This window comes from Vibrio quintilis (assembly GCF_024529975.1).
Taxonomy (GTDB): domain Bacteria; phylum Pseudomonadota; class Gammaproteobacteria; order Enterobacterales; family Vibrionaceae; genus Vibrio; species Vibrio quintilis.
This window is the reverse complement of the sequence record NZ_AP024897.1, coordinates 1587626-1612244: the sequence shown is the minus strand read 5'-3', so window position 1 is coordinate 1612244 and position 24619 is coordinate 1587626. Positions and strand designations below refer to the sequence as shown.

General features: G+C 47.4%; 27 protein-coding genes and 2 pseudogenes. 2 read left to right on the top strand and 27 right to left on the bottom strand.

Going from position 1 to position 24619, the window contains the following annotated elements:
• The 10 genes from OC443_RS07610 to OC443_RS07570 form a co-directional block, all read right to left on the bottom strand.
• A complete protein-coding gene (locus OC443_RS07610; RefSeq protein ID WP_073585172.1) occupies positions 1 to 477 on the bottom strand; it encodes a tail assembly protein in 477 nt (158 codons plus the stop codon).
• A complete protein-coding gene (locus OC443_RS07605) occupies positions 470 to 1186 on the bottom strand; it encodes a C40 family peptidase (protein WP_073585170.1) in 717 nt (238 codons plus the stop codon). The genes OC443_RS07610 and OC443_RS07605 overlap by 8 nt, the downstream gene beginning before the upstream one ends.
• On the bottom strand, positions 1186 to 1887 hold the full coding sequence (locus tag OC443_RS07600) for a phage minor tail protein L (RefSeq protein WP_073585169.1): 702 nt from the start codon (positions 1885 to 1887) through the stop codon (positions 1186 to 1188). Before OC443_RS07600 ends, OC443_RS07605 begins: the two co-directional genes overlap by 1 nt.
• Positions 1884 to 2225 (bottom strand): phage tail protein, encoded by a 342-nt coding sequence (locus OC443_RS07595; RefSeq protein ID WP_073585167.1) that lies wholly within the window; start codon positions 2223 to 2225, stop codon positions 1884 to 1886. The genes OC443_RS07600 and OC443_RS07595 overlap by 4 nt, the downstream gene beginning before the upstream one ends.
• Positions 2225 to 3988 carry an AAA family ATPase gene (locus tag OC443_RS07590; protein ID WP_073585165.1) on the bottom strand — a complete coding sequence of 588 codons (1764 nt, stop codon included), beginning with the start codon at positions 3986 to 3988 and terminating at the stop codon, positions 2225 to 2227. Before OC443_RS07590 ends, OC443_RS07595 begins: the two co-directional genes overlap by 1 nt.
• On the bottom strand, positions 3985 to 4215 hold the full coding sequence (locus OC443_RS26455) for a phage tail assembly chaperone (RefSeq protein WP_442478204.1): 231 nt from the start codon (positions 4213 to 4215) through the stop codon (positions 3985 to 3987). Before OC443_RS26455 ends, OC443_RS07590 begins: the two co-directional genes overlap by 4 nt.
• A 17-nt stretch (positions 4216 to 4232) precedes the next feature.
• On the bottom strand, positions 4233 to 4673 hold the full coding sequence (locus OC443_RS07585) for a phage tail assembly chaperone (protein WP_073585163.1): 441 nt from the start codon (positions 4671 to 4673) through the stop codon (positions 4233 to 4235).
• Positions 4673 to 5608 (bottom strand): phage tail tube protein, encoded by a 936-nt coding sequence (locus OC443_RS07580; protein WP_073585161.1) that lies wholly within the window; start codon positions 5606 to 5608, stop codon positions 4673 to 4675. The genes OC443_RS07585 and OC443_RS07580 overlap by 1 nt, the downstream gene beginning before the upstream one ends.
• A 345-nt stretch (positions 5609 to 5953) precedes the next feature.
• The gene (gene tnpA / locus OC443_RS07575) at positions 5954 to 6391 is read right to left on the bottom strand and encodes an IS200/IS605 family transposase (RefSeq protein WP_073580231.1); all 438 of its coding nucleotides are present in this window, start codon (positions 6389 to 6391) and stop codon (positions 5954 to 5956) included.
• 231 nt (positions 6392 to 6622) lie between these two features.
• On the bottom strand, positions 6623 to 7015 hold the full coding sequence (locus OC443_RS07570) for an antiterminator Q family protein (protein WP_073585159.1): 393 nt from the start codon (positions 7013 to 7015) through the stop codon (positions 6623 to 6625).
• Positions 7016 to 7187: 172 nt separating this feature from the next.
• Here OC443_RS07570 and OC443_RS07560 point away from each other — a divergent pair, with 172 nt between their 5' ends.
• Positions 7188 to 7889, top strand: coding sequence for a S24 family peptidase (locus OC443_RS07560; RefSeq protein ID WP_073585157.1), 702 nt, complete (start codon positions 7188 to 7190; stop codon positions 7887 to 7889).
• Between the two features lie 68 nt (positions 7890 to 7957).
• Here OC443_RS07560 and OC443_RS07555 read toward each other — a convergent pair whose 3' ends face one another.
• The 10 genes and pseudogenes from OC443_RS07555 to OC443_RS07515 all read right to left on the bottom strand — a co-directional run bounded on the left by OC443_RS07555 (position 7958) and on the right by OC443_RS07515 (position 14306).
• Positions 7958 to 8395, bottom strand: coding sequence for a type II toxin-antitoxin system HicB family antitoxin (locus tag OC443_RS07555; RefSeq protein ID WP_073585155.1), 438 nt, complete (start codon positions 8393 to 8395; stop codon positions 7958 to 7960).
• A 29-nt stretch (positions 8396 to 8424) separates the two neighbouring features.
• Positions 8425 to 8646, bottom strand: a complete 222-nt coding sequence (locus OC443_RS07550; protein WP_234976432.1) for a type II toxin-antitoxin system HicA family toxin — start codon at positions 8644 to 8646, stop codon at positions 8425 to 8427.
• 399 nt (positions 8647 to 9045) lie between these two features.
• Positions 9046 to 9285 carry a hypothetical protein gene (locus OC443_RS07545; RefSeq protein ID WP_073585151.1) on the bottom strand — a complete coding sequence of 80 codons (240 nt, stop codon included), beginning with the start codon at positions 9283 to 9285 and terminating at the stop codon, positions 9046 to 9048.
• A 231-nt stretch (positions 9286 to 9516) separates the two neighbouring features.
• A complete protein-coding gene (locus OC443_RS07540) occupies positions 9517 to 9798 on the bottom strand; it encodes a hypothetical protein (protein WP_073585149.1) in 282 nt (93 codons plus the stop codon).
• 54 nt (positions 9799 to 9852) lie between these two features.
• Positions 9853 to 9984 (bottom strand): annotated as a pseudogene (locus tag OC443_RS26390) (RHS repeat-associated core domain-containing protein); the annotation flags it as partial.
• A 720-nt stretch (positions 9985 to 10704) separates the two neighbouring features.
• A complete protein-coding gene (locus OC443_RS07535) occupies positions 10705 to 11361 on the bottom strand; it encodes a hypothetical protein (RefSeq protein ID WP_073585147.1) in 657 nt (218 codons plus the stop codon).
• A 719-nt stretch (positions 11362 to 12080) separates the two neighbouring features.
• Positions 12081 to 12416 carry an SCO4402 family protein gene (locus tag OC443_RS07530; protein WP_073585118.1) on the bottom strand — a complete coding sequence of 112 codons (336 nt, stop codon included), beginning with the start codon at positions 12414 to 12416 and terminating at the stop codon, positions 12081 to 12083.
• A gap of 770 nt (positions 12417 to 13186) precedes the next feature.
• Positions 13187 to 13322: pseudogene (locus OC443_RS26385) on the bottom strand (RHS repeat-associated core domain-containing protein); the annotation flags it as partial.
• A gap of 184 nt (positions 13323 to 13506) precedes the next feature.
• Positions 13507 to 13926, bottom strand: coding sequence for a hypothetical protein (locus OC443_RS07520; RefSeq protein ID WP_073585114.1), 420 nt, complete (start codon positions 13924 to 13926; stop codon positions 13507 to 13509).
• 131 nt (positions 13927 to 14057) lie between these two features.
• The gene (locus OC443_RS07515) at positions 14058 to 14306 is read right to left on the bottom strand and encodes a hypothetical protein (protein ID WP_234976431.1); all 249 of its coding nucleotides are present in this window, start codon (positions 14304 to 14306) and stop codon (positions 14058 to 14060) included.
• A gap of 272 nt (positions 14307 to 14578) precedes the next feature.
• Here OC443_RS07515 and OC443_RS07510 point away from each other — a divergent pair, with 272 nt between their 5' ends.
• A complete protein-coding gene (locus tag OC443_RS07510; protein ID WP_083601705.1) occupies positions 14579 to 15271 on the top strand; it encodes a Vat family streptogramin A O-acetyltransferase in 693 nt (230 codons plus the stop codon).
• Between the two features lie 27 nt (positions 15272 to 15298).
• On the opposite strand, the gene OC443_RS07505 is transcribed toward OC443_RS07510, so the two are convergent.
• The 7 genes from OC443_RS07505 to OC443_RS07475 form a co-directional block, all read right to left on the bottom strand.
• Positions 15299 to 18391, bottom strand: a complete 3093-nt coding sequence (locus OC443_RS07505; protein WP_073585110.1) for a hypothetical protein — start codon at positions 18389 to 18391, stop codon at positions 15299 to 15301.
• Positions 18392 to 18629: 238 nt separating this feature from the next.
• Entirely contained in the window at positions 18630 to 19235 is a 606-nt protein-coding gene (gene recR / locus OC443_RS07500; RefSeq protein WP_073585108.1) for a recombination mediator RecR, read from the bottom strand.
• A gap of 15 nt (positions 19236 to 19250) precedes the next feature.
• Positions 19251 to 19583, bottom strand: coding sequence for a YbaB/EbfC family nucleoid-associated protein (locus OC443_RS07495; protein ID WP_073585106.1), 333 nt, complete (start codon positions 19581 to 19583; stop codon positions 19251 to 19253).
• 83 nt (positions 19584 to 19666) lie between these two features.
• Positions 19667 to 21973 carry a DNA polymerase III subunit gamma/tau gene (gene dnaX, locus OC443_RS07490; protein ID WP_073585104.1) on the bottom strand — a complete coding sequence of 769 codons (2307 nt, stop codon included), beginning with the start codon at positions 21971 to 21973 and terminating at the stop codon, positions 19667 to 19669.
• A 12-nt stretch (positions 21974 to 21985) separates the two neighbouring features.
• Positions 21986 to 22531 (bottom strand): adenine phosphoribosyltransferase, encoded by a 546-nt coding sequence (gene apt, locus OC443_RS07485; RefSeq protein ID WP_073585102.1) that lies wholly within the window; start codon positions 22529 to 22531, stop codon positions 21986 to 21988.
• A 155-nt stretch (positions 22532 to 22686) separates the two neighbouring features.
• Complete coding sequence (locus OC443_RS07480) at positions 22687 to 23076, bottom strand: YbaN family protein (RefSeq protein WP_073585099.1); 390 nt, start codon at positions 23074 to 23076, stop codon at positions 22687 to 22689.
• Between the two features lie 42 nt (positions 23077 to 23118).
• The gene (locus OC443_RS07475; RefSeq protein ID WP_073585097.1) at positions 23119 to 24237 is read right to left on the bottom strand and encodes a response regulator; all 1119 of its coding nucleotides are present in this window, start codon (positions 24235 to 24237) and stop codon (positions 23119 to 23121) included.
• Positions 24238 to 24619 lie beyond the last annotated feature (382 nt).

The window sequence follows — 24619 nt, the reverse complement described above, 5'->3', positions numbered from 1 at the left end:
TCAGATAATTTGCTCCGTCGTTAATCCTGTAGAGATGATGTGGCCACCGACTTCCATTTTTCCGTAAAGCAGTGGCCTTGCGACACCTTGTTCAACCGTGTTTTTCGCACCGTTAAACAGGTATGAATTGCGGCTGTCAACCGACTCACGCTCTTCATAGCCAGACAACTTCAGATCCATATATTTAACAGCCAGCATCCCGCCCATCAGCAGACCGGCCCCAACCAGCGCCCCCGTCACAGCGCCCGCCGCTGCCGGATAGAAATGCAACGACTGACACCCTTGCAGATGTAAGTTATCTTCTGTCACGAACGAACCCTGATCATTTTCAATCGTATATTGACCGGAGAAGTAGCACTGCCTGAATCCGGGTACAACTTCGCAGAGAAACTGAATTGCTTCATAGGGACTCTGCACATCAATTGCTTCCGGACACTCAAGCTTTGCTAATTCTCCATGGAGATGAATTTCAACCATCGTAACGAATCCAGTATTTGATATGTTTTAACCAAGGAGTCACCGGTGTACGACAACTCAGACGATCAGGCGCGTAACCATGCTGGTTACCAAGCTGATGCAGAATGAGTCCGTTACCGGTATAAACTCCGCCATGATTGATCTGTCTGGAGGCGATCGCAGCAAGAAAGACATCCCCGGCTTCAACTTCAGACGATTCAATCACTGAAAATCCTTCCTGCCGGAAATACTTCTCATACAGATCTTCCCCGGATTTCCACCATTCCCAGCTGCGGGGATAATCATTCAGCGTCACCCGGCGGTGTCGAAAAAAATAATCGCGGATGATGGCATAACAATCGGTGACGCCATGCCGGAAAGGCCGGCCGGTCAGCGGTGTCATTCCCGGCTTTCCCCAGCCAAAAAAATCCGTCACCCTGCCTTGATCAATATTGCAGATATACCAGGGCACTCCGGTCGAGATTTGGCCCTGCATATCCATCAGCGACGGGAAGTGATTGCCGTCCGGGTGCGAGTGCGCAATCGCCACAATGTGTTCAGCCCTTGCTTCCGTCATCGCCTGGCGGCTGATCCTGAAGTGCTGCGCCGGTGTGGGAGACACATTCCGCTGAGGCGCATAACGGTCCGGGAAAATAAAGCCACAGCTCTCTTCGGGATAACAGGCCAGCGCGTGTTGCTGTATCGCCTCAATAATGTCCTGTTTGAGCATCAGCTTTTCCTTACCCGGGCAACGCCGGGGAAGCCGTCAAACGGCAGAATGCCGTGTTCACCAAAGCGTTTTTTGCAGTCCGCCAGGGTTTTGCCGCACGCATCTGAATCCGCACCGGCGCTTTTTCCCTGAGCATTAAAGCAAACCACACCGGTATACGGACAGGTCGCCGCGCTGTAATCAAACGCTGCCTGCTCAGCATCATAAATCCGGTAAATACTCTGGCAGTAATCGCGGATCACCTGCCTGCGCGGCAGTTTGACGCCTTCCTGATCAATCGCCGCCACCAGCTCCCATTCAATCGATGCGCGGGTCTGAACGGACTTGCGGTTCACCACATAAATATCCGGCGGAAAGGTCTGTCCCGGATCTTCATCCGGTTCTCCGTCGAGATTGGTGGCAAAAATCCGCTGGCGAACCACCCGCGCACCGATCAGGTCATCCGTTTCAGCAATCACCGGAATCAGCGCACTGTCGATATTGCTGATCCGCATGGTCGGGCGCGGAATTGAGCCTGTGGTATTAAAGCCGAAGCCGGACACGTCAATCGGCAATGGCGTATAAGTTTTACCCGCATGGACAACCGGCTTGCCATCGCGGGGCCCCGTGACAAAACGGAGCGTGCCTGTTGAGGTTGTGACAGAAAACATCTCGACAATCGCCGGTAAAGACGTTTTCTGAACCGTTTCTGTGTAGTTCATAGGCTATAAGACTTTGTGAAAGTAGCTGAAATGTCGTAGTAACTGGCCGGTTTCGGAGAAACTGTGTATTTCTCACAGGTCCATAACTGCTCCGGACCATCCCACGGCGTCCAGTGAAATGGCGTCACACCGCCGTGTTTCATCAGAAAAGCGACGATGGTGTCCCGTTCACTTTGTGTCAGCCCGGACCAGCTTAACGAGTAACTCAGCTGCGTATGATTGATGCCTTTAGGCATTTTCTGTTCATAACCATCTCCGAAAGAGACGGAAACAACGTCATGAGAAATCGATGCACCGGAGTTATAATCCGGACAAAGATCGGGAAAGGTTTCTCTCATCAGGATACCTCACTTTGTTGGTTCAGCATGCCCCCGGAACGTTGCTGATCAGTAATGAATTCGGCCATCAGCCCCTGCAGCGTACTGCGGACTTGCTGCGCGGTCTGCCGGGCGGAGTTGTCGGTCTGTCCCGAGATATTAATCACAGGCGCAAACGACACCTGACTGGCCGTGGCCGAAGTACCGGACGAACGCTCAGCGGTCGCCCTGCGGCTGGTGACTGTCGCCGGGCCGGCAATCAGTTCCGGTCCGTATTCACCCACCAGGCCAATCTTGCCGGAAGGAATCAGTCCGCCGTGATCATAAGCACCGGAGAAGTTTGCCGAGCGAATCGCCTGAATATTTGCCATACCGGCGGCAACAGCCGCAGCGGCAGCGGCGGCACCAAGTGCCGGACCGACGTAAGGAATACCGGCTAAAGCGGCATAAGCGCCGGTGGCCGATTCATAGGTTTTCATCGTGGCCTGCGCGATAGCAGCCGCTTTGGCAATTTTGGATTGTTTTCCGCCGGAAGTGACCGCTAACTCTGCAATATTATTGAAAAAGTCGGAGGCACTTTGCAGCCGGGTCTGCTGGTACTGACTTTCGATCTGCGCTTTCTGACTTTCCCGTTGCTCGGTCAAATCCAGCTCCAGACCGGTTTGGCTGTCATACTGCTGACGGGTTGCATCAAGCGTGCTATCTGATCCACCAGAACCCGAACCACCAGAGCCTGACTGCGACCCTTCTGCCGGTGTAAACATCCCGTTGAAGAAAGAGGTGGCGCCATCCCAGCCTAAATCTGAAAAGACACTGCCTAACTGCCGAAACTCATCAAACAAGCCTTCCGGCACCAGGGTATCGACAATCTGGCTTTTAAAGCCGGAAGACAGGCTGCTCAGCATCTCGTCGAATGGTTCGGCGCCAGCGTCAAGGGCCTCATCCCACAGACCGCTCAGCCCTTTTTCCTGAATCCGGCTGGTAAAATAATCCCAGCCTTCATCCAGTTGATCGAAGAAATCATCCACACCGCTAATGTGTTTCATGAAATCTTCCGGTAACAGCTCATCTTTAAGTTGATTGCCATAAGCTTTTCCGAAGTCTGATGCAAAATCCTTCAGCGCATTGGTGCCAATCTCCTGCGACTGAGCCACAATCTGGTCCAGCCCTTTGTTCTGAACATTGCTGATCAACGTTTCCCAGTCCGTTGCAAACGCCGCCAGTTCCTGAGTCATGCCATCCAGTTGCTGGCTGGCCTGATCGGGAATCAGGCCGGAAAACAGCCCGTCGCTTCCCTGCTGGCCGGATTGACCGGCGGACTGAGCCAGCTGGCTATTTAACGAGGCAAAGGCCGATGTCAGTTGATCCGCTTTTTCAAACATCGCATCCGGAATGAGATCCGAAAACAGTGCATCCTCTTTGTATTGTGCCAGGGTCTGCGCCAGTGAATTCAATGCCGCTGCCCCGGTCTGAGCCTCCTTCTGCATCTTGTCGCCGAAGCCCTGCCCGGCGGTTTTATTCAGCTGTCTGACAGCCTGGGTTAAATTTGCCGTACTCTCTTTTGCAGTCGTCAACTGGCGCTGAAGCGATGTCAGTTTCTGACTTTTGGTCACAACACGGTTAAGGTCAGCGAACGCAGATTGCATCGTCTTAACGGGTTTGGATAACCCCTCAAAAGCATGCGTGAGTGCTGTCGTTGCCTTTTGTGTCTGTTCCGCCTGTTTTTCTAACTGAGACAGACTGCGAACCGATGCTGCAACTTGAAGCGTGTTGATTTCTGTCATGAATAAATGCTCCTGTTAATGCGGTCTAACGACCGCAAAACATCCACTTCCCAGCCACGCAGACATCTGCGGGTCATCAAAGCCCAGGAATGAATCTCTGAAAAAGAAAGCGCTTCACCTGAGTGAAGCTCCTGAAACCATTCCCACAGATACTTCAGCTCATCAGGCACCTCAGGGTGCTCAGCAAGCGCCTGAGGTTTTTTGCCTGTGGTTTTCCATACCTGAATCAGTGTCTGCCGGTGAGTTACCCGTGAACCGGGCGGGATTTGGCTGAGCTGCCGTTCGCTGGCTGCGAACCTGAAGAGCTGCTCAACCTTTTGTCGAAAAAAAGTGCTCGTCTCGCAGCAAGCTGATCAACCTGATCAGCAATTTGCGGCGCCTCGCGCAGAAATGACGTCACGTTTTCCGGGGAACATTCCTGTTCAAATGACCAGTCCAGCACGAGTGTCGCCACCAGTGAGAGTTTCCTGTCCGAAATCGCCTGCTGCTTTTCTTCCTCATCTTCGATCATTGACAGTTGCATCGCCTGACGCTTCGCTTCTGCTTCCGCTTCACGAAATGCATCCGAGTCAATACCGCGAATGAGTAAGAAATGTTCTGTTTTTGTCCCGTCCGGCAGCGTTAAAGGCAGGCGCACGCCTTCATTGGCTTTCTGACGGGTAAAAAATGCTTTCATTTCCCGCATCAGACGGCCTTTCTCTGAATCACAATGTTGGATTGTTGGGCTTCATCAAACAGTGCCTGGAATGGCAGTGTCAGCTGAATAGAACCCTGACCGGATACATCAGGCTGGCCGCCATTATATTTGATGCGCGGAATGATAAAGGTGTAAGCATTCCCGGCATCGTCCGGCAGGGTAAATTCCAGACTGGTTTCCGTTTCGTTGATGAATTTATCCAGCAACTGTGCATTTTCAAAATAAGCCGTGATCTGCCCCGAGAGATTTGAGCGGCCAATCTGCGGACGAATGGTTTCTTTCGAACCAATGATAAAGCGCGGGTCAATGCCATTTTCCAGCGTCAGCTGAATTTCTGTCACGACCCCAATATTTTCACCTCCTTCTTTGAGTGTGCCGGTAAACGAGTTAATCACCGGTGTGGATGATACCGTGCCGGATTTCATGCCTGCGGGTGCCTGTGCCGCCGTCGACAGGCCCTTACCCACGACCGTGAATGTCGCTGAAACCACAGCGTCCGGTGTCACCTGTAAATTCAGCGTATTGACTTCAACCCCGGTAAACAGATGATAAGGTTTATCCGATTCAGCTAAGTCTGAGAAGTGACGCAACACACTGAAGCTGCGGCGCGTTGCACCTGCTTTCAGTGAATGACTGCTTTTATCAGCATCTTCTTTCCAGGTCCCGAGAAGAGAAGCTTCCAAAAGCTGGTCGAAACTGCCAAAGCTCAGTTCAGTTGAAATATCGCCGCCGGTCTGAGATGTGCTGTGGCGGAAATCAGAGATTTGCCGGTCGGCACGAATCTCTTCAGATTGCATGGTATTTTTAGTCAGTGCCAGTGTCGTGCCTGTATGACGGATTGGGGTAAATTCCGGACTGTCAGGTGTGACGCCGTAAGTTGATTCAGCGACAAGACTAATCAGATGACGAGAACCGTCTGCCATAATATTTTCTCCTCATGCTCATACGAACATGTTTGTTAATGAAAGTGTGTGAATTAAGAAAAAGAAAAGGCGACCGGTCAGGCCGCCTTCATTTCACATCAACCATCCGGGGGACCGCAGTCTGCCAGCTTTGATTCACCGGTGAAGATGAACCTTTAGCGATGCGGTGAATGGTTGTCGCGAAAACGAAAAACCCCGGACCAGCGACTTGTCATCCAATCGGATAAAAAGTACCGGCACCGGGGTAAATCAAAAGAGTCTCATCACAAAGGCAGAAGTAAAAATCCGCCTTCTTAGAAGGCGGCTTTGGTTTACAGCCCCCTGAAAGGGAGCATTCTCGCGCTGTTAGTTCATCTTCAACTCTAACTGCGCCTCGTATTCTTGATCTTTCTTATCTTGGTGTCTGACGTAACGTCTGATGATTTCTTCATTTACGCCAACCGTATCGACAAAGTAACCTCTTGCCCAAAAATGATTTCCCCAGAGCTTCTTTCTTATATGCGGGAATTTGTTAAACAACCGGATTGCCGAACGTCCTTTCAACATCCCCATCAACGTTGAGATAGACACTTTTGGTGGAACTATCACAACCAGATGAACATGATCTTGCTGAACATTTAGTTCCAAGACCTCGCAATCTTTCATATTGCATAAAATATAGATTGAGCGATAAAGCTCCTTACCTACGTTACCTTTCAGGATCTTGAATCTGTATTTCGGCGTCCAAACTATATGGTATTTACAACGCCAATAGACATGTGATGAACTTCTATAGTCGCCCATGTTTTTTGTTTCCTCTTACTTGTGGTGAATAAGAGGTTTACTTCTAACATGGGCATTTCTTCGGGCAATAGCCCCAAGGTTCAATCACCACCGCCCAAGGCGGTGGTTTAGGGATGACAACAAAAACGCCCTGAAGTATGTACTTCAGGGCGGATGTATTGAGACTATGGGATATACTATATATTACTGTGCACACATTTGCAATAGGTTGCGGGAAAAAAGTTTACTTTTTTAAACTTTTTTATGTTCAGCCTTCTGATTTTTTGCTGATTCAGATAAATCAATCACCGCATCAATCCATGCAGTACCTGATTTAACAAGGATGGTGGCCTGACGGCGATCAAGGTTGAGCTGCCTCGCCACATAAGAAATATTACCGCCGGCAAAGAAATACAGTGTTAATGCTTTGGCCATCTGCGGATTACGTTGACTAAGCCGGGCGATTGCGCCATCAACCAGCATGGCGTCTTCATCCGTAATCCCGGGAGACGGCAGTCCGTTTCCCAGTAAACGGGTAAAAGTTGAGCTTGAAGCGTATCCGGCCACACCTTCCCGGTTGTGACGGAGCCAGTGAACCCATTGCTCAATCAGCCAGTCAGTGGTATGAATGATAGTATTTGTCATTGTATTTACTCCATAAATTTTCCCGTTTCCGGCATTAACGATTGGGGAGACCGACAAAAAATGCTAGGTTAAACAGGTCAGAAAACAAGTTAGTTTGGAATTCCAAACAAATCTAACTTAAAAGCAATCAGTTGTCTATTAAACAAAACACACAAATTCAGATAAACAAACAATGAGTGCCTCAGAACGAATCAAACAAAGAATGCAGGCTTTAGGCTTAAAAGCAGTCAATATCGTCAAACTGACCGGTGCTTCAAAGGGCTCGGTCAGCCAGTGGGTCAATGGCGCCTCAAAGCCAAGTGGCCAGAATCTGATCGCTTTATGTAAAGCCCTTCAGTGCCAGCCGGACTGGCTGCTGCTCGGTGATTCAGCACCCGCAGATCAGTCAGAACATGGCAATGCCTCATGGCTGGGTGAAATGGATCCCTGGAACAGTCAGACAGCGTTATCCTCCGATGAAGTGGAACTGCCCTTCTTTACCGAAGTAGCTCTGTCTGCCGGCCACGGCATGGCGGAAGTCAGGGAGAATCACGGACCAAAGCTCAGATTTGCCCGTGCCACACTCAAACAACAGAATGTTGATCCGCAACACGCCGCCTGCGTGCGGGTCAGCGGCAACAGCATGGAGCCTGTCCTGCCTGACGGCGCAACAGTCGGCGTCGATACAGCCAGCACCGCAGTTAAAGACGGTAAAATGTTTGCGATTGATCATGATGGAATGCTGAGGGTAAAAACCTTATACCGGGTGCCCGGTGGCGGCCTGCGTATCCGGAGTTTTAATCATGAAGAATATCCGGATGAAACCTACTCCGGCGATGAAGTACAACAGATACGCATTATCGGTAAGGTATTCTGGTATTCGGTGCTGGTTTAGTCATATCAGCCTGCCGCCAGCAGGTTCAGGGGAGTAACTGCACGGCGGTGGAAGCTTTTCAGCCGATTTTATTCATCTTCTGCCTTCGTGTCCTGCTGGTTTGCCTGCGCAATTTCACGAAATGCCGCCGTTTGCAAAAAGTGAGAACGGTCTTTATAAGCCGGGTTACTTTTCACCAGATTATCAATTTTCATCAGCAGTAATCTGGGAAGCGTGACATTTTTCTTCACCGCGCCACCCAGATACGGCTCAATATCGATTTCAACTACCGCCCACGCCCAGCCCTGATAAGCTTCGTCCTTCTGCCAGTCTGATAATGAGCCTGCAGCAGGCGGCACCTGTTCATGTTCAGCCAGATCTTCCAGATAGTATGTGACGGCCTCTTTCGCATTTGCCAGTGCTTCTTCTAACGTATCACCCGCCGAGAAACAGCCGGGCAAATCAGGAAAAACGACGCCATAAGCGTATTCTTTATCACCGGTTTCAATCGCAATTGGATATAACATGTTGGGTTCCTGTTCAGTTATTTGCCTGATCAATATGTATATAACCCGGCCTGCTGGATTAATTTTCTTACCAGCCCTGTTTTTAAATCTTTCTTCGGATGTGGAACAATCACCGGGTATGGATAATCCGGATGCCGGAATTTGTGGTGACTTCCTCTGGTGCTGATAAGTTCCCATCCATTTTTATCTATACCCAAACAACCTGAAGATGCAGGGTTCAGTGAGATTTGTCTGGCTTTGAGACAAGGCACTGATTTGAAGACAGAGTCATTCTACGTTGAAAATCAGTCACGCCGTATCAAAGCCAGACAAACTCACCCGAAGGACGTGAGCTGAAAGGCACATTTCTGCGTCAAGTAAATTTGAAAGGTGGGTACATTCCTGCATTCCCTTTCCTTGAACTGCACCTTTCGGCTGCACGCTGAATCATGCATCTTCAGGTTGCTTGGGTATAAAGGATGTGGGCTTGGTTCGATCGATGATGATTATGAGGTGATTGGTGGAGAGTTGGGACAGACGGGCTCTGTGTAAAACTGGAATTTAACGCTGTCGCAATTGAGCATCCATTTTCCAGCCTGGCTGGATAAGCATCTGGTTTTATAAGAATAAGCGTGACACAGAATTATGAATAGTCTCGCTTTGATTAACTTCTATGACGCCCAGACTAAAACGTCTGGTAATTCTCCTTTATCGAAAGCTTTTTTAACCTTATGAACAGCTCTTGCAAACAGCATTTCATCGTTATCACTTTCTATCTTTTTCAACTGGCTTACTTCACCATTCTTAGTGTTTAAAGACAGTAGACCGGGAGATAAAGCTTCTATTGCATAGGAATAGACGACCTCAGCATCTTTGGTCTCTTTCTTTTTTATATCAATATAAACTGCCATTATTCTAACCCTGAGTGGTAACCCGCTCTATTAGCGGCATTATGAGAAGTTCTATAGTTAGTCTTAAAAATACCTTCAAACTTAGACTCAAATAGTTCATGTTTAGGAATTTTCATATCCGCAGCTGTTTGTGTTCCAGCTTGCATACGATTCCAAGCGTTTGCGATCGCAGGATCAGCATCAAAGTCCCAGTCTTTCAGAGTTCTGGCACCGGTTACTTTGTTTGTAACGTTAGAGAACTACGCCATTAGCAAACTCTTTCCCACCAATATTCAAATGGAATTTGTAGCCTTTTTGTATTTCCGCCTCAAACATTTCACCATAAGGGAGTTCAATCGAAACCTCATATTCTTTGCCAAGCACAAAGTCGGAAAGGTCACCCTTACCTATAACTTTGCACATGATAAGGTCATCAGTGACAGAAAATGAAGTTTGCATTCCCGAAACTCCATTCTTGTGAAACCCACCATCCTCTTGCTTTTTAAAGTATATTTTTGCTTCAATTGTAAGCATAATTTCACCTAAAATACGTGTTCGATGCTCTGTACCGCTTTATTGAACTGATCAATAACCTGAGGGATCCGTGTACTTCAGCGGATTATTCCACACATACGCATACCGGTTAAAGCTGTTTGTCACAAACGGGGCCTGTATGTCCGGATCCGCACTGATAAACCGCCCAAGATCCTGATCATAAACCCACAAAGCAACCTATATTTGCAAAATCTCAGAAGAAAATGTTGGCTTGGTTCGATCGATAATGATGGTTATGAGGTGATTGGTGGAGAGTTGGGACAGACGGGCCCTGTGTAAAAAGCCCGCGAGTGCGGGCTTTGGATTAAGACTTATACCAAGTCTCTTTTATTCATCTTCTGCCTTCGTGTCCTGCTGGTTTGCCTGCGCAATTTCACGAATAGACCTGACCTCAAATTAATAAAATCACTAGTTTTACTAAACAATTTATTAGTATCCAAATTCACATCCCAAGACGGTAGCTTAAGAGTAGACTTTTAATATTTTTTATAATAAATCTCTGTTCCATTATATCGTCTCAAATGAGTACCAGGAGAAATGGAAGATGGATAAATTATGGTTAAGTTTCCAGAATTATCCCATTGAAGATCCAACTTTTTTGTAGAAGAATATTTAGCACTAAAAACTAACACTTCACTCCCATCTGATTAAATACGCATCCACACTTCCATCACTGATGGCTCTTTTTTACATGATTGAAACCTGGCATAAGCACTTTTTGAAGAATCTAGAGAATATATTACCTGCCCAAAAACAGAGTGGCATTCAGACAAGTTTAAGCTATTTGCAACACTCAACATGAATGATATAAAACCAAAAATTGCTAATAAATGTAATAATATAAAATATAATTTTTTCATCTTAACTGGGACCGAGCAATCATCTTCAATGATACATATCATTGAATTTATTTAACCTGTTATCAATTAAATTGATCAATTTAGGATCAGATATCTCATTTTTAATTTCATTAAAAGCTTCCCGGGTTTTACTTCCACTTATATACGATAACATATCTATCGTAAGCTTCTGAAGTCCTCTATTATTTTTATTATTAATAATAATATCCTTAAGATAAGGGATAAACATATCATTATTAAAAGGTACCGTTGCACGCACGGCTTGTCCCAAAATCAAATTATCGTCTGAATGTAACTCTTTAATTACATATTTCATAATTCTCTTTTCTTCAGAAACAGGCATTTTATTCTTCAATACTGATATTAATGATAGTTTAAAATAAGTGGAGTTCCTTTTTATAAACCTTGAATCATAACCATCAATACATTTAATAAATTTCTCATAGTCATGGTATTCATAATGATCATTTCCAATTGAATTTTCAATTTCCGCTACATATCGCAACTCACTCATTTCTCTTTCTATACCAAATATTTTTTCAGAAATTTCAGACTGTTCAACTCCAACATTTACATATTTGCCGATTACACTACAAGCATCATTTGCATAAGAAACTCGACATAATAAGACTAATGCGAGGTTAATAACCAGGCGCCGAAAAACTAACATGTGTATCTTCATAAACTGTTTCCTTCCATGTATCGTGTACATCGACTATTTCATCTTGGTATCTGATATCTGTTTTTGTTGACGAGCTTAACTGATCTGATGCATCAATTTCTCCGTCCATATTTACATCTATATTGTTCTTATAGTGGGTTGTAACCTCATAAGTTTCCTTCGTTATCTTTCCAACTATTGATTGTCCGTATGTATATACCCAAGCAACCTGAAGATGCAGGGTTGTTTGGGTATACATCCAACAAACTTAAATTGAACTTTTTGATAAACCGAAGACGGCCTCATATTAAAATTGATATTTATACATACAGATGAACCAACATCAAATATTTCTATTTTTCAATTTCCCCATCAATCAAGCAAGCTATTGCTGCCTACAAAGTAGGCTATTCATTTTTCATTGCTACAAATTAATTGCACTTAGTATTCCACCTATAAGAGATCCATATCATGTAAGTCTCTTGGTCCAGGCTCCCGACCAGACATTCTCTCACCAAGTCCAGATGGATTTCGTGGATTAGGTTTATAATCGTGAATATGATCACTCTGTTCATTTTTGGGAGCGTCTGGCCAATGCCCTTTGTTCCATTCATTTTAAACATTGCCATCAGAGCCATACCTTTTACGCGTAGTACCTGCGGGATTCTCAGCAACGTTACCTGGCTCACCTTTATCTGGAATTCTATTTTTTATTCGCTTCCCTCCACTCTTTGTAACAACTACTTAATCAAGTGGTATACATCTCCAGACAATTTGACGATATCTTTCCATTTTGGTTGTGATACCAAAACATTAGTGGTTATATTATCTGGCAGGAATGCTATCAGTTCCCCTAGTAAACGAAGCTTATTATCAGCTTCCATCGTAAATGTAACTTTGTTCTTTAATAGTGCGTCCTCCAAGAGCGAATCATCAAAAAGGGCAGCAACAACATCGTTGAAACCAGAAACCTCATCAGTAGAACCCACAATCCATACTCGTTGCTGGTAGTCAATGTCACTTAACTCTTTTAAGCACTCAATAATGAGTGGTTTATCAACATTTATAGTACTCATAGACAACCTCAATTATGGTGTATAACGATATTCATCTAAAGGTATATGTCCAGCAGGATCTTTTCTTCCGCCTTGAACAGGATTTCCATTTTTATCGACATATCTGCCATTTCTCATATCCCTAACATGCGGCACTCTGGAGTTGGCATGAGGATGATCAGTAACATCTTGCTCTACTCTTACGTTTTTGCGAAGGTTTTTTGGATCTGAGTATTTAACTCCACCTTTAGATTTTGATGGACGAACACGCCAGTTATCTGGAATACCCTCAGGTTTAACTCTTGTTCCGGGTTGTGGGCGTATACCTCTGCTCTCTAACCCATTTACAACCTAAGGCTTAACCCCCTTAAACGACTTACTACGCGCAACAGCCGCCACACCCGATGCTGCAGCATAAGCCACATCGACGATATCCTGGTTTACTTCAAGGTGCTGAGCACTCAAGGATTCACTGATATGCCCGCCACCACTATGGTAAAATCCACCAGCAATGGTCATGCCAGCTTTAACACTGACTGGTATATAGTTAGACCAGCCTTTTATTGTTTCGTCAAACTCATCGCCCCACTGCTGAATACGAGAGAAAATACCCTCTCCGAAGCTACCTGATGAGGGAGACTTATCATGAGAATCACCAGAATGGCTGTCGTTATCATTACTATGACTATGGTGTGATGAGTTATCATCTCCGACAGTTTGCGGCGATGCAAAATCATCATTGACCTCAAACTGGTTTGCCTCACCAGTTGTCACATCAGTCTCTTCCGCAGTCCAGAACCCCGTCGGATCAGTATACTTCAGCGGATTATTCCACACATACGCATACCGGTTAAAGCTGTTTGTCACAAACGGGGCCTGTATGTCCGGATCCGCACTGATAAACCGCCCAAGATCCTGATCATAAACCCACAAAGCAACCTATATTTGCAAAATCTCAGAAGAAAATGTTGGCTTGGTTCGATCGATAATGATGGTTATGAGGTGATTGGTGGAGAGTTGGGACAGACGGGCCCTGTGTAAAAAGCCCGCGAGTGCGGGCTTAAATGATTACGAATTTAATGTACCACTATACTCAGTCCCTTTGGAACATTTAATCAGCTCGTTTTACCCAAATAATGCCCGCCGGGAGCAAAACTTCACCAAACCTCAAATCATTCTTAAAAATAACTTCTTGCTCTTGGTACAAGTCGTTATCTATCTCTTCCTCACACAACGAGAGGTGACCTGATTTAGTTACATTTTCCCAATCTTCAAGGGGCGAATCGAGGTGCTCCTCCAGAACGTTTATAAGTTTCGTCATATCCATAGGTTTGGATTGCCATATCCAACCTTCACCATCATCGACCATATCAATAGGATCAATTTCCACACTAAGAACATAAGCGCCAGGCTTACCCATAATGTATAAAGACAGTACAAACAGGTCCAGCCTTTCCAGCTTTTCCCTAGTGATACAGATTAGGGAGCGAGAACCTGACATTATATAATTAACTATTTCATCAACTGTCATTACCAGTGGTCCTTAAATTAATCATCAATGAACATGGCTGGTTTGTGCCGAACACTATTCTCATCACAAATATAAATTTTGAAATGCGGCTCTTACCGCGGTCATGGATTTTCAGGCTTGCCGGGGCTTTATTACAAATGAATATCATCAAGAATTTTTTGAAGCTTATCGGGATCAGCAGCATTACCAAAGTAATACTCTTTTCCTCCATCAGCTTTAAATTCTTCCGGAGTTTTCATCTCATAGAGAACATCATATTTCCCAGACAATAAATCTTCCAATTCATCAGCATCGATCCAGGTGGACACTCTGATGTATGGGCCTGACTCATCGTTTATTAATACAACAATTCGCTCACCTGTTTTCGAATCAATCATCATCTTACCAATCAATAGTATCAAACCAATCTCGTTCTTCCCGGGTTAGTGCTCTTTTAATACCTTATTTTATCCAAGGCATCTTCAAACCACTCTGGTCTTGTACGATATTCGCTCACCATATAACCATAAGCACATGCTGAACAACAAACAGACCTGACAAACACTGAGAAACCCAAAATATTCAACAATTCACCATAACCGACATGACAGAATTCAGACATGACCCGGTTGAACTATCCTCACCATCAGATTCATAATAACAAGCCGGGGTGATGATCCTGCATACATCTATTTCATCCAGTCAACAACGCTTCCGGAGGCAAACATTGAACGGCCCGAACCCAAATGACAGGGAACCGCTGAAAGGCTTTCCGCAGGTCGGTTTTCTTAAAAACTTTATCACCAGCCCGAATATTCAGGTCGGTGATTATACCTATTATGACGATCCGGGTGGCCCGGAGCGCTTTGAATCCCGCGTCCTGTATCATTTTCCGTTTATCGGCGATCGACTGATTATCGGAAAATTTTGTGCGATAGCGAGAAATATCACTTTTATTATGAATGGCGCGAATCATAGTACCGCCGGATTCTCCACCTATCCTTTTTATATATTCGGTCAGGGATGGGAAAAAGCAGCACCAGAAGCCGGTACACTGCCTTATAAAGGGGATACCGTGATTGGTAATGATGTGTGGCTGGGTTATGACGTAACCGTGATGCCCGGTATCCAAATCGGGCATGGTGCAATTGTCGCCAGTAAATCGGTTGTGACGCATGACGTTCCACCTTACTGTGTGGTTGGCGGAAACCCGGCGACGATGATTCGCTACCGGTTTGAAAAAGAAGAGATCGGGGCGTTGCTGGATATCGCCTGGTGGGACTGGCCGGCTGAAAAAATCACCTCGAATCTGCCAGCGATTGTGAGCAATGACCTCAACACACTTCGTCAGGCAGCAAATGACTGAGGCGTGCACCCGGCCAGACGGGTCCGCTTATCCGGCATCATCCTGAGTGCGTTTAATTTTCCCCGGCAATTCATCCGGATAACCATCCACAAAATCACGCTGCCGGGCTTCTGCGGCCAGTGTCCGGAGAATTTCCAGCTGTTGTTCCAGTGGTTGGGTTTCCATCAGAGGATGAATATCATAGGTCGCTGCGAACCACGGCAGGCAGGCGTGCCACTGGGCATCTAAGATCAGGGACAGCAAATCAGCCTGCCGGATATCATGATCCGGCAGCATGCGACAAAATGCCTCCGGTGTCATCAGCGTGTCATTGTAGCAATGATCCAACCCCAGAGATGGCCGGGCTGCCAGCAGGTTCAGTACATTTGCCCGCAGCATCGGTGATGCGTACCAAAGCAGTTCGCCCAGGACAGTTTGCCCGTATGGGGTTTCAAAATCCGTCAGCTGATAACGATCACAAATGTGCAAGAGTTCATCGGTCTGCCGGGGAGACAGTAACACCGGCAGCTCCAGCAGGCGGATAAAGTGTTCCAAATCGATGTGCGCTTTCTCCGGCATGGAAGCTCCGTCCGGGACCTGCGCCATCATCTGCTGATACAGGCAACGACTCAGCAGTTGCAGCAGCGCCTGATCAAAATAACAAATCTTTAAATCGGGATGGGCCGACTGCATGGCAATATAAAAGATCTGCTCACGCAGTGGCTTAATCAGTTTCAGTGCCGGTTCTATGCCGGCAGACAAATCAACCGCCTGCCCTTTTACCTGCTCATTCACCTTTTCATTCACCCTTTCATTCAGGTAGCGTTCAAAAAATGGCGCCAGTACCTGTGGGATATCATCCGTCTGCTCCAGCGCATCGATCACCGATTCAAGCAGATAGGCCGTTGCTGCCACCTGCTTCAAACCATGAGGAACCAGCATCGCTGTTAACAATTCAATACCGGCAATTCTGCTTTCAACCGGCTGGCGTTTATCCAGCCAGAAATGCCCCAGCATCCGGCAGACTTTTCCCGGTGCCATATCCAGCCATAAACCCAAAAACCGGCTGCACCAGCCACAAACCGGTGATTCATGGCATTCTCCCACCACCAGCGCACTGACCAGCAGCTTTTGGCTGTCTTCTTCAAAATCATTCAAAAACTGATAATACACCTGGGTGTCAGAGACAGAATAAGCCCGCTGCTCCCGGCTGAGCCAGCAGTTCATCCGGTCAATGACATCATCCCGCGCTTCATGCTCACCTGCCAGATAAGCTTCAAGGTAATGATAATCGCGTAACATCTGAGAATCGCTTCCCGCAGCATCAGCCGGGAACGGGAAAGCACTGTAGGCCGCCAGCTGTTCCAGAATCAGGCCGGGTAAAAACTGGTTGAGAAAACCGAGGGCAAATGCAGTGATTGCATCTTCACACACACGATTCCGGTCGTGATACACCACACCTGCCAGCAGTGCTGCAATCGTCACTCTGGGGATCGATTCATCAGCAACCAGTGATCGAATCACTTCACCAGCTTCATCCCGGCTGGCACACAGCAGTGCATAACACCGGCTGAAATGCGCTGACTCAATAATCCCGCGATAGTCACCAATATCTTTCACCAGACGGGTAAAAAGATGCACCCAGTCACCATGATAACGCAGTAAAAACTCAGGCTCAGAGATTGCCTGATAATCATCGACTATCAGAAACTTTAACTCTACCGGAAAAGGCTGTAACTGATTCCAGCGGTGAATGACATCCAGTAGCCGCAGTAGTTTTTGCAGGTTCTGTTCCCGTTCCTCTTCAGCCAGCACATCCCCGCTCCAGTCATCCAGCAATCCCTGTAAAACCGGGACAATCTCACTGTTCAGGGAATCATACGGACCAAGGCTCTGCCGGATTGAATCCAGCAGGGTGAAATGTCTCTGATCGACCACATCCCGGATATCGAAAGCCGTCACACATGCCGGTACATCAGGATACAGGCCGTTTTCAATATAAGCCCAAATCTGCCCGCCCTGCTCAAAAGCGCCGGTAATAAATGCCCGCCAGTGTGAAATACCCGTGCCACAAATATAATGATCCGTATGATAGATATCTCCGGAAGGCGAACCGGCCCTGTCAATGGGATGCGCCAGCGATTGTTCAATCTCCGCTTTCAGTGCAGCCGCAAGTTCTCTTGCCGGAGCGTCAATCAGAATGGCATCCAGCGTTTGCTCCGGCTGTTCTTCCGGCAGATAATCGTGGTCATTCTGATGCGGATACAACACGGTGAGTAAAAAGCTTTCCAGCGGATTATCGAGGTAATAACGGGGATCATCATCCTGCAAATAAGGCTGCTCAGCAAAACGCCGGGCCAGCATTGTTTTCAACGCGGCAAACTCTTCCGGCCGGGCGCGAAAAATATTCAGCAATGAGATGTGTTGCTCCAGTTGATCCTGATGTTCTGTGCGCTGATGTTCCACGCGCTGATAATATTGTGTAAAACTGTCCGGGCTGAACATCCGGGCTCTGGCATGCGGGTTATCACAATAACAGAAGACTTTGAGAGTCTCCCGCGAATAGCCCAGATAACTCACCAGTAAAGCAGGCAGCTCTTCCCCGCAGGATAAGTGCTCACTATCCCAGTAAGGCACAATAAAACTGCCCAGCAGATACGCATATTGCGGGTAGCACAGGCCAATCATAAACAATGGCATCCCGCCGGCAACTTCGCTGCCGGATACCCGCATCCGGGTCGGGTCATTGATTTGACGCGACACCTGACAAATCACCTGAGCCGTTTCATAAAGCGCCTGCTGCAGTTCAGGAAACTGACAGGCCCGCAGGAAAAAAACGGTTTCAGCCACCAGCCCGGTGTCAGAAAGTAAGCTTTCCGGGCGAAAATCCGGATGACGGGAATAAGCAGAAGAGAGACGCCAGTAATCAAATACTGCCTGTCCAGACAGACTGCGCGACAGCAAACCTATGGTATCATCTGACCCGGAAATCACTTCAAACTGAATCTGGCAAAGGCCCTGTTCGAAAGCTGGTTTAAGAGGTAAATAATGGCGGTACGCAGCCAGCCCGGCTTCAATCGATGCCGGTGAATGGGGATCATAACGAATAGTCAGGGATAATGAATCCGTATGTTCAGTCATAAACCTGCAGTAAATCGCTTATTTATAGGTATTTATGATATGGCATAAAGTGAAACAACGCCAAGACAGACTGCACACTGCTGATTAAAACAGTGACATACAAAGAATAATTCCGGTTAAATCCGGATAAAAAAGACCGGGCAAGAAGAAGAAAAAAACAAAGGAAAGCCCACAAATCCGGAAAACATAAAAATAAAGAAGCGTCACCGCTTCTTTATCTGATTCAGCTGTTATCCGGTCAGGAAGTGATGCGCTGACGTCCCAGCAACGAGTGAGATAATGTGGTTCCGTCGACCAGTTCCAGTTCTCCACCCACCGGAACACCATGAGCGATCCGGCTTGCAGTGACCTGATGTGCCTGACATAAATCGGCAATATAATGCGCGGTCGCTTCCCCTTCAACGGTCGGGTTGGTTGCCAGAATCACCTCTTTGATATCGCCCTGCTGCAGCCGATAGTCAAAAATGTCCAGGCCAATATCTCCGGGACCGATACCATCGAGCGGGGATAAGTGTCCCATCAGCACAAAATAACGGCCGGAGAACATCCCGGTTGCTTCCACAGCGGCAATATCGGCGGGGCTTTCCACCACACACAGCTGGCCATTTTCACGACGCTTGGGGTTTTTACAGATATGGCAGACATCATCTTCGGTAAAGGTCCGGCACTCCTGACAATGACCAATTTCAGTCATCGCCTGGTTGAGGGCATCTGCCAGTTTCAGGCCACCCTGCCTATCCCGCTGCAACAGATGAAATGCCATCCGCTGAGCAGACTTCGGACCCACCCCCGGCAGACAACGTAACGTTTCAATCAGCTGTTCAAGTAACGGACTGGTTCGCATCAGTTATCTGCTGAATTAAAATGGCATTTTCATGCCTGGTGGTAACTGCATGCCACCAGTCAGCGCAGACATTTTTTCCTGCTGTGTTTCTTCAACCCGGCGTGCCGCATCATTGAATGCAGCCGCAATCAGATCTTCAAGCATCTCTTTGTCGTCTTCCATCAGGCTGTCGTCGATTTCCACACGACGCACACTATGGCTGCCTGTGATGGTCACTTTCACCAGACCAGCACCTGCTTCACCCGTGATTTCCATTGTCGCAATTTCTTCCTGAAGCTTTTGCATCCGCTCTTGCATCTGCTGGGCCTGCTTCATCAGATTGCCCATTCCACCTTTACCACCAAACATGTTTATTTCTCACAATTGATATGTTTCACATACTGTGGGGATGATTCACCTGTGATTCAACCCCCGGATTCCGATTCTTTGACTCAGACCGGACGAACCGTCGATTTATCGAGCTGAGCCTGAAAGCGTTCCTCAATCCAGCGAATATTCGGATCGGCATTCAAACTCGCCAGCGCCTGACTCAGTTTCTTCTGATAACAGGCTTCCCGCCTTTCAAGAGGCGTGACACCTTCATCACCGGTCCTGACCACCAGCTCACGGGATGCTCCTGTCAGATGGTTCAACGCTTCATTGAGCGTAGCCTGTGCTTTTTCAGTATTCAAGTGGGCCTGATTCCCCCGCAGGGTCAGTTGCACAACATTCCCCTGCAACTGATAAGAAGAATTTAACGCCAGCTGTTCAACCATTTTTGGAATAGAAAGCTGGCTGATCGTCGCAGCCCACGCATCTTCTTCAATCACTTCCTGCACCAGTTTTGCTGCCATCTCTGGCGTTTTTTCATGTTCCAGTGATTTTTTCAGCTCCGCGGGTGTCAGGTGTTTTTCTTCCGCCGCCGGGTCCGGTGCATTCATCGGACGCCACTGGTATGGCTCATCCGGTGCCGGAGCAGCTTCAGTGTCCGTCTCTGGCGACATCACCGGCTGATAATCAGCCTGTTTCTGGTTGAGCCGGTCAATAATCGACTCAGGCGCCGGTTTCTGGTGCGGCGCTGATGATGTCGCTTTAAGCTTTTTTGGCTTGTCTTTCCCGGCATCTTTGCCTGCCAGCCGCTGAGAGCGCAGCTGATGCCGTAACCCGAGTAACGGACTGCGCGGCGATGCCGGCTCCTCAGGCTCAGCCGGTTGCGGCGCTGGCTGTGAAGCAGGCGCCTGCGGTTGACTGGTTTGACCCGGTGCCATCTGCCCGTCAACAGCCGAAGCATGCTGATATTCATCGTACAGTTCAGGGGTATAATCCGCCGCAGGTTCCAGCGACTCCGGCCAGTTCACCGGTGTGTCCATCGCTTCAGATGTCGGCGGTTCAGAGACAGGCCCGGCTGACATTTCCGGCAGAGCAGCAGGTTCAGGTTCAGAAGAAGAAGGTACAGATGCAGCTTCGGCAACTATCGCGGGGTTTTCACCCGGAGCGCTTCCCGGGCTGACCGGAGATTCGCTGACTGATTGCCTGTCTGCAGATTGTCCGCTCAAAGACTGACTGTTCACTGATTGCCCGCTGGCAGTCGGTGAAGCTGTCGGCTGAGTGCTGATTTGAGCCGGAGCCGGGGTCTGGTGTACTTCTGTACTGATGGAATGAAGCGGAGAGACATCCACCGGACGGAATGCAATCATCCGCAGCAAAATCATCTCCAGCCCGGTACGTGGCGTCGGTGATAAGGGCAGATCTTCGCGGCCTTTCAGGGCAATCTGATAAAACAGCTGGACATCTTCAGGCGTCAGCACCTGAGCCAGCTGTTGAATTTTCCCGGCATCCGGCAGGGATTTGTCCAGCGATGCAGGTAACATCTGATACATTGCAATCCGGTGTAACTGTGAAGCCAGCGACTGAAGCAAAACATCCCATGCCACACCATTCGCAGCCAGCGAGCTGACACAAGCCATCACCTGCTGCACTTCTTTATGACTGAGCGCCTGAATCAGATGCAGCGCCTGATCGGTATCAATCGTGCCCAGCATACCGGCCACAATTTCCGCATCCACTTTGCCATTGCCCAGAGCAATCGCCTGATCGGTCAGGCTCAGTGCATCACGCATACTGCCATCAGCAGCGTGAGCAATCAGACCAAGCGCCCGCGGATGCTGCTCAATCGCTTCTGCCTGCAGAATATGTTCAAGCTGATGCTCGATATGTTCAACGCTGATCGGCTTAAGATGAAACTGCAGACAGCGGGATAAAATGGTCACCGGCAGTTTTTGCGGGTCGGTCGTCGCCAGCAGGAATTTCACATATTCCGGCGGCTCTTCAAGCGTTTTCAGCAACGCATTAAAACTGTGACGCGACAGCATGTGTACTTCATCAATCAGGTACACTTTAAAGCGCCCGCGGGCCGGTTTGTACTGAACGTTATCCAGCAGTTCCCGGGTATCTTCAACCCGGGTACGAGAAGCCGCATCAATCTCCAGCAGATCGATAAAGCGCCCCTGCGCAATTTCCTGACAGGCAGCGCATTGACCGCAAGGCTGAGCGGTAATGCCTTTTTCACAGTTCAGCCCTTTGGCAAACAACCGGCCTATGGTGGTTTTCCCCACCCCGCGGGTGCCGCTGAACAAATAAGCATGGTGTAGCCGGTTTTGTGACAACGCATTTTCCAGCGCGGTCAACACATGGGACTGCCCGACAACTTCAGAAAACTGTCCGGGCCGCCACTTCCTTGCTAATGCCAGATAACTCATGAAAGGTTCCGTTTAGTGGCCATCAAAATCACAGATACTATAAATTTTTAAGCCTTGCTCTACCAGACGCTTTTCTCCGCCAATCTCTGGCAGATTAATTACAAAAGTTGCATGTTCAACAATACCACCCAGCTGACGAATTAACTTAGTCGTCGCTTCAATCGTACCGCCGGTTGCCAGCAAATCATCAACAACCAGCACTTTGTCACCGGCAACGATCGCATCTGAGTGAATTTCCAGTGTATCCACGCCATATTCCAGTTCATAAGACTCAGCAATCGTCGGACGGGGTAACTTGCCTGGCTTACGAACAGGAACAAAGCCGATTCCCAGCTCTATTGCCAAAGGCGCACCAAACAGGAACCCACGCGCTTCAGTCCCGACGACTTTGGTAAAGCCCATGTTTTTGTAATGTTCAAACATCAGCTGAATGGTTGCGTGATAAGCTCTGGCGTCTTCCAGCAGGCTGGTGACATCCCGGAACAGAATGCCTGGTTTCGGATAATCGGGGATACTTTTAATACTGGATTTAATCAGTGAAATTGTTTCAGTTGTCATCGTAAATAACTTTATATTTCGGTTTGAATCAGGCAGTTGTCTGCCAGCAGACAAAGCGCCGTTCAAATGTTATATGGGCAGCTCATTTAAAATCAATCTGCCACAAAATAAAAACCCACTCTTAAAATGAAGAGTGGGCACACTTCCCGCTAATGCTAGTGATTTTCTTCGCGATGCGCAACCGGGTCGAACACAGGAAGGCGGCGAAAAAGCGTTAATGCAATGATAAAGAACAAAAATAAGATAATTTTTAATATCGTGGATGGTGCCATCCAGATTGAAAATGTGAATGTGATCACCATCAGAAATGAGCCGCGCCGCCGGACTTCTGGTGAAATTGCCCGCCGCGTCTGCCAGTTTTCAATCATCGGCCCGAAAACAGCATGACTAAGCAGCCAGTTGTGAAACCGCGGGCTACTGCGCATAAAACAGGCACTGGCTAACAGAATAAAAGGCGTTGTCGGTAACAGTGGCAGAAAAATACCCAAAGCACCCAGTGCCAGTGACAACATTCCTGCGCCGGTCAGAAACCAATGTTTCATCATGTGGATTCCTCTGTTCCGGAGTTTTCTCAGTGGAAGCGGATATTAAATATCCGGCCGTTGACGCCGGGAAATATTCAGTGAAAATGAACTGACGCCCAGGCTGCTGGCCGATAGTTGTGTCAGATCACCCAGCGGCAAATCCTGCGTAATAAAATTTTTCCGGCAATTGTGACCCAGTTGCACACCACCGGTAATATGCTGCGAACAGTGCCCGTTACTCCAGTGGCAGTCCATGCCAGCCGGGAGAATCGACAGGGTGCCGTCAACAACATTGGCAATCCCGAAAATAGCAGAGATCGGACAGGCTGTCCGGGTACAGCTGATACCCTTCTCCAGAATATCAGCCAGATCTTTTAAATCAGCACTTAACGATTTCTGGTTGCGTAAATAATCATGAAACAGTGCCCGCACCAGCAGGCTGGTTGCAATACCATCGCAACAGGTTTGAGAATTCGAATCAACAATGTAGAACGCATACTGGCCATTCATCGACCAGATATAATCAAAAACCAGCGGCAGTGCATCCGCTGACTGGAGTAAACGGTAACTGCATCGCCAGACCCCCTGCGAGGAATCATTTTCCGGCATCAGCGCCAATAGTAAATCTCTCGCAGCGCCGGGATTTTGCTGTAAATATTCCAGGTGCCAGTGTAGTTCCTGTTCTTCTTCAGGAATTTCACCGCCACCATCAACCCTGAACCACTGACTGGCAAAATCCCGCTGATCGGCGATATGATTTGCGGAATCGTCAAGCGTATTGACCAGAGCCTCTCCCAGATAGGCGTAATTTTCAATCGGCTTCGGTAAAAAGTCTTTGATACCAAATTTTAAAACTTTCGCGACATCAGAAATATCTTCAGTCGCAGAAATAACAATCATCGGCAGCGATGGATAGGCCTGACAAACTTCCTCAACGAACTCCAGACCATTCAAAACCGGCATATTAATATCGCAAATCACCAGATCAGGTACTTCATACTTCAGTGACTGCAATCCCTCAACACCATTTGCGGCTTCATATACCGTGCATCCCTGAGAAATAAGATATCCGCCAGTCAACCGGCGAAAAACCGGATCATCATCCACGACGAGGATCAGCTTCCCGTTTAACAACGGTTGAGCAGCAGACTGCCCCTTATTGGACTGGTCGGTTTTAAGCATGTTTACAGCCTCACATAAACAAAATAATGCGCCGGGAAAAATATCGATGTCACACCACGGTCAACATGCCTTATTGCATTAATGACACTTTTAATGTTATCTAGTAAAGGTAGCTGTTTCGATTGATTTATACAAACATCAGCCTGCATATCAGCTTTTTTTTCCTTTTTTATCATTGTGTTAATGGATTCATCTGGTATTAGACATTTACCAGACCAATAGTTCAGAAATTGTGACAGATATTTTCATAGTTGCATAATGCTTTAGGAAACGGTAAAAATATCTATGATTAAGAATGAAAAATGAGTTTTCGTTATAGATGTTGATATACCTCAAACTCTGACAATTCAGTTACGTATATAAAATGAAACTGGTTAAATAA

Bases quoted from the DNA above. Each gene is read 5' to 3' on its own strand.
- OC443_RS07610 (WP_073585172.1), bottom strand. From the start codon at position 477: ATGGTTGAAATTCATCTCCATGGAGAATTAGCAAAGCTTGAGTGTCCG.
- OC443_RS07605 (WP_073585170.1), bottom strand. From the start codon at position 1,186: ATGCTCAAACAGGACATTATTGAGGCGATACAGCAACACGCGCTGGCC.
- OC443_RS07600 (WP_073585169.1), bottom strand. From the start codon at position 1,887: ATGAACTACACAGAAACGGTTCAGAAAACGTCTTTACCGGCGATTGTC.
- OC443_RS07595 (WP_073585167.1), bottom strand. From the start codon at position 2,225: ATGAGAGAAACCTTTCCCGATCTTTGTCCGGATTATAACTCCGGTGCA.
- OC443_RS07590 (WP_073585165.1), bottom strand. From the start codon at position 3,988: ATGACAGAAATCAACACGCTTCAAGTTGCAGCATCGGTTCGCAGTCTG.
- OC443_RS07585 (WP_073585163.1), bottom strand. From the start codon at position 4,673: ATGCGGGAAATGAAAGCATTTTTTACCCGTCAGAAAGCCAATGAAGGC.
- OC443_RS07580 (WP_073585161.1), bottom strand. From the start codon at position 5,608: ATGGCAGACGGTTCTCGTCATCTGATTAGTCTTGTCGCTGAATCAACT.
- tnpA (WP_073580231.1), bottom strand. From the start codon at position 6,391: ATGGGCGACTATAGAAGTTCATCACATGTCTATTGGCGTTGTAAATAC.
- OC443_RS07570 (WP_073585159.1), bottom strand. From the start codon at position 7,015: ATGACAAATACTATCATTCATACCACTGACTGGCTGATTGAGCAATGG.
- OC443_RS07560 (WP_073585157.1), top strand. From the start codon at position 7,188: ATGAGTGCCTCAGAACGAATCAAACAAAGAATGCAGGCTTTAGGCTTA.
- OC443_RS07555 (WP_073585155.1), bottom strand. From the start codon at position 8,395: ATGTTATATCCAATTGCGATTGAAACCGGTGATAAAGAATACGCTTAT.
- OC443_RS07545 (WP_073585151.1), bottom strand. From the start codon at position 9,285: ATGGCAGTTTATATTGATATAAAAAAGAAAGAGACCAAAGATGCTGAG.
- OC443_RS07540 (WP_073585149.1), bottom strand. From the start codon at position 9,798: ATGCTTACAATTGAAGCAAAAATATACTTTAAAAAGCAAGAGGATGGT.
- OC443_RS07535 (WP_073585147.1), bottom strand. From the start codon at position 11,361: ATGAAGATACACATGTTAGTTTTTCGGCGCCTGGTTATTAACCTCGCA.
- OC443_RS07530 (WP_073585118.1), bottom strand. From the start codon at position 12,416: ATGAGTACTATAAATGTTGATAAACCACTCATTATTGAGTGCTTAAAA.
- OC443_RS07520 (WP_073585114.1), bottom strand. From the start codon at position 13,926: ATGACAGTTGATGAAATAGTTAATTATATAATGTCAGGTTCTCGCTCC.
- OC443_RS07515 (WP_234976431.1), bottom strand. From the start codon at position 14,306: ATGATGATTGATTCGAAAACAGGTGAGCGAATTGTTGTATTAATAAAC.
- OC443_RS07510 (WP_083601705.1), top strand. From the start codon at position 14,579: ATGATCCTGCATACATCTATTTCATCCAGTCAACAACGCTTCCGGAGG.
- OC443_RS07505 (WP_073585110.1), bottom strand. From the start codon at position 18,391: ATGACTGAACATACGGATTCATTATCCCTGACTATTCGTTATGATCCC.
- recR (WP_073585108.1), bottom strand. From the start codon at position 19,235: ATGCGAACCAGTCCGTTACTTGAACAGCTGATTGAAACGTTACGTTGT.
- OC443_RS07495 (WP_073585106.1), bottom strand. From the start codon at position 19,583: ATGTTTGGTGGTAAAGGTGGAATGGGCAATCTGATGAAGCAGGCCCAG.
- dnaX (WP_073585104.1), bottom strand. From the start codon at position 21,973: ATGAGTTATCTGGCATTAGCAAGGAAGTGGCGGCCCGGACAGTTTTCT.
- apt (WP_073585102.1), bottom strand. From the start codon at position 22,531: ATGACAACTGAAACAATTTCACTGATTAAATCCAGTATTAAAAGTATC.
- OC443_RS07480 (WP_073585099.1), bottom strand. From the start codon at position 23,076: ATGATGAAACATTGGTTTCTGACCGGCGCAGGAATGTTGTCACTGGCA.
- OC443_RS07475 (WP_073585097.1), bottom strand. From the start codon at position 24,237: ATGCTTAAAACCGACCAGTCCAATAAGGGGCAGTCTGCTGCTCAACCG.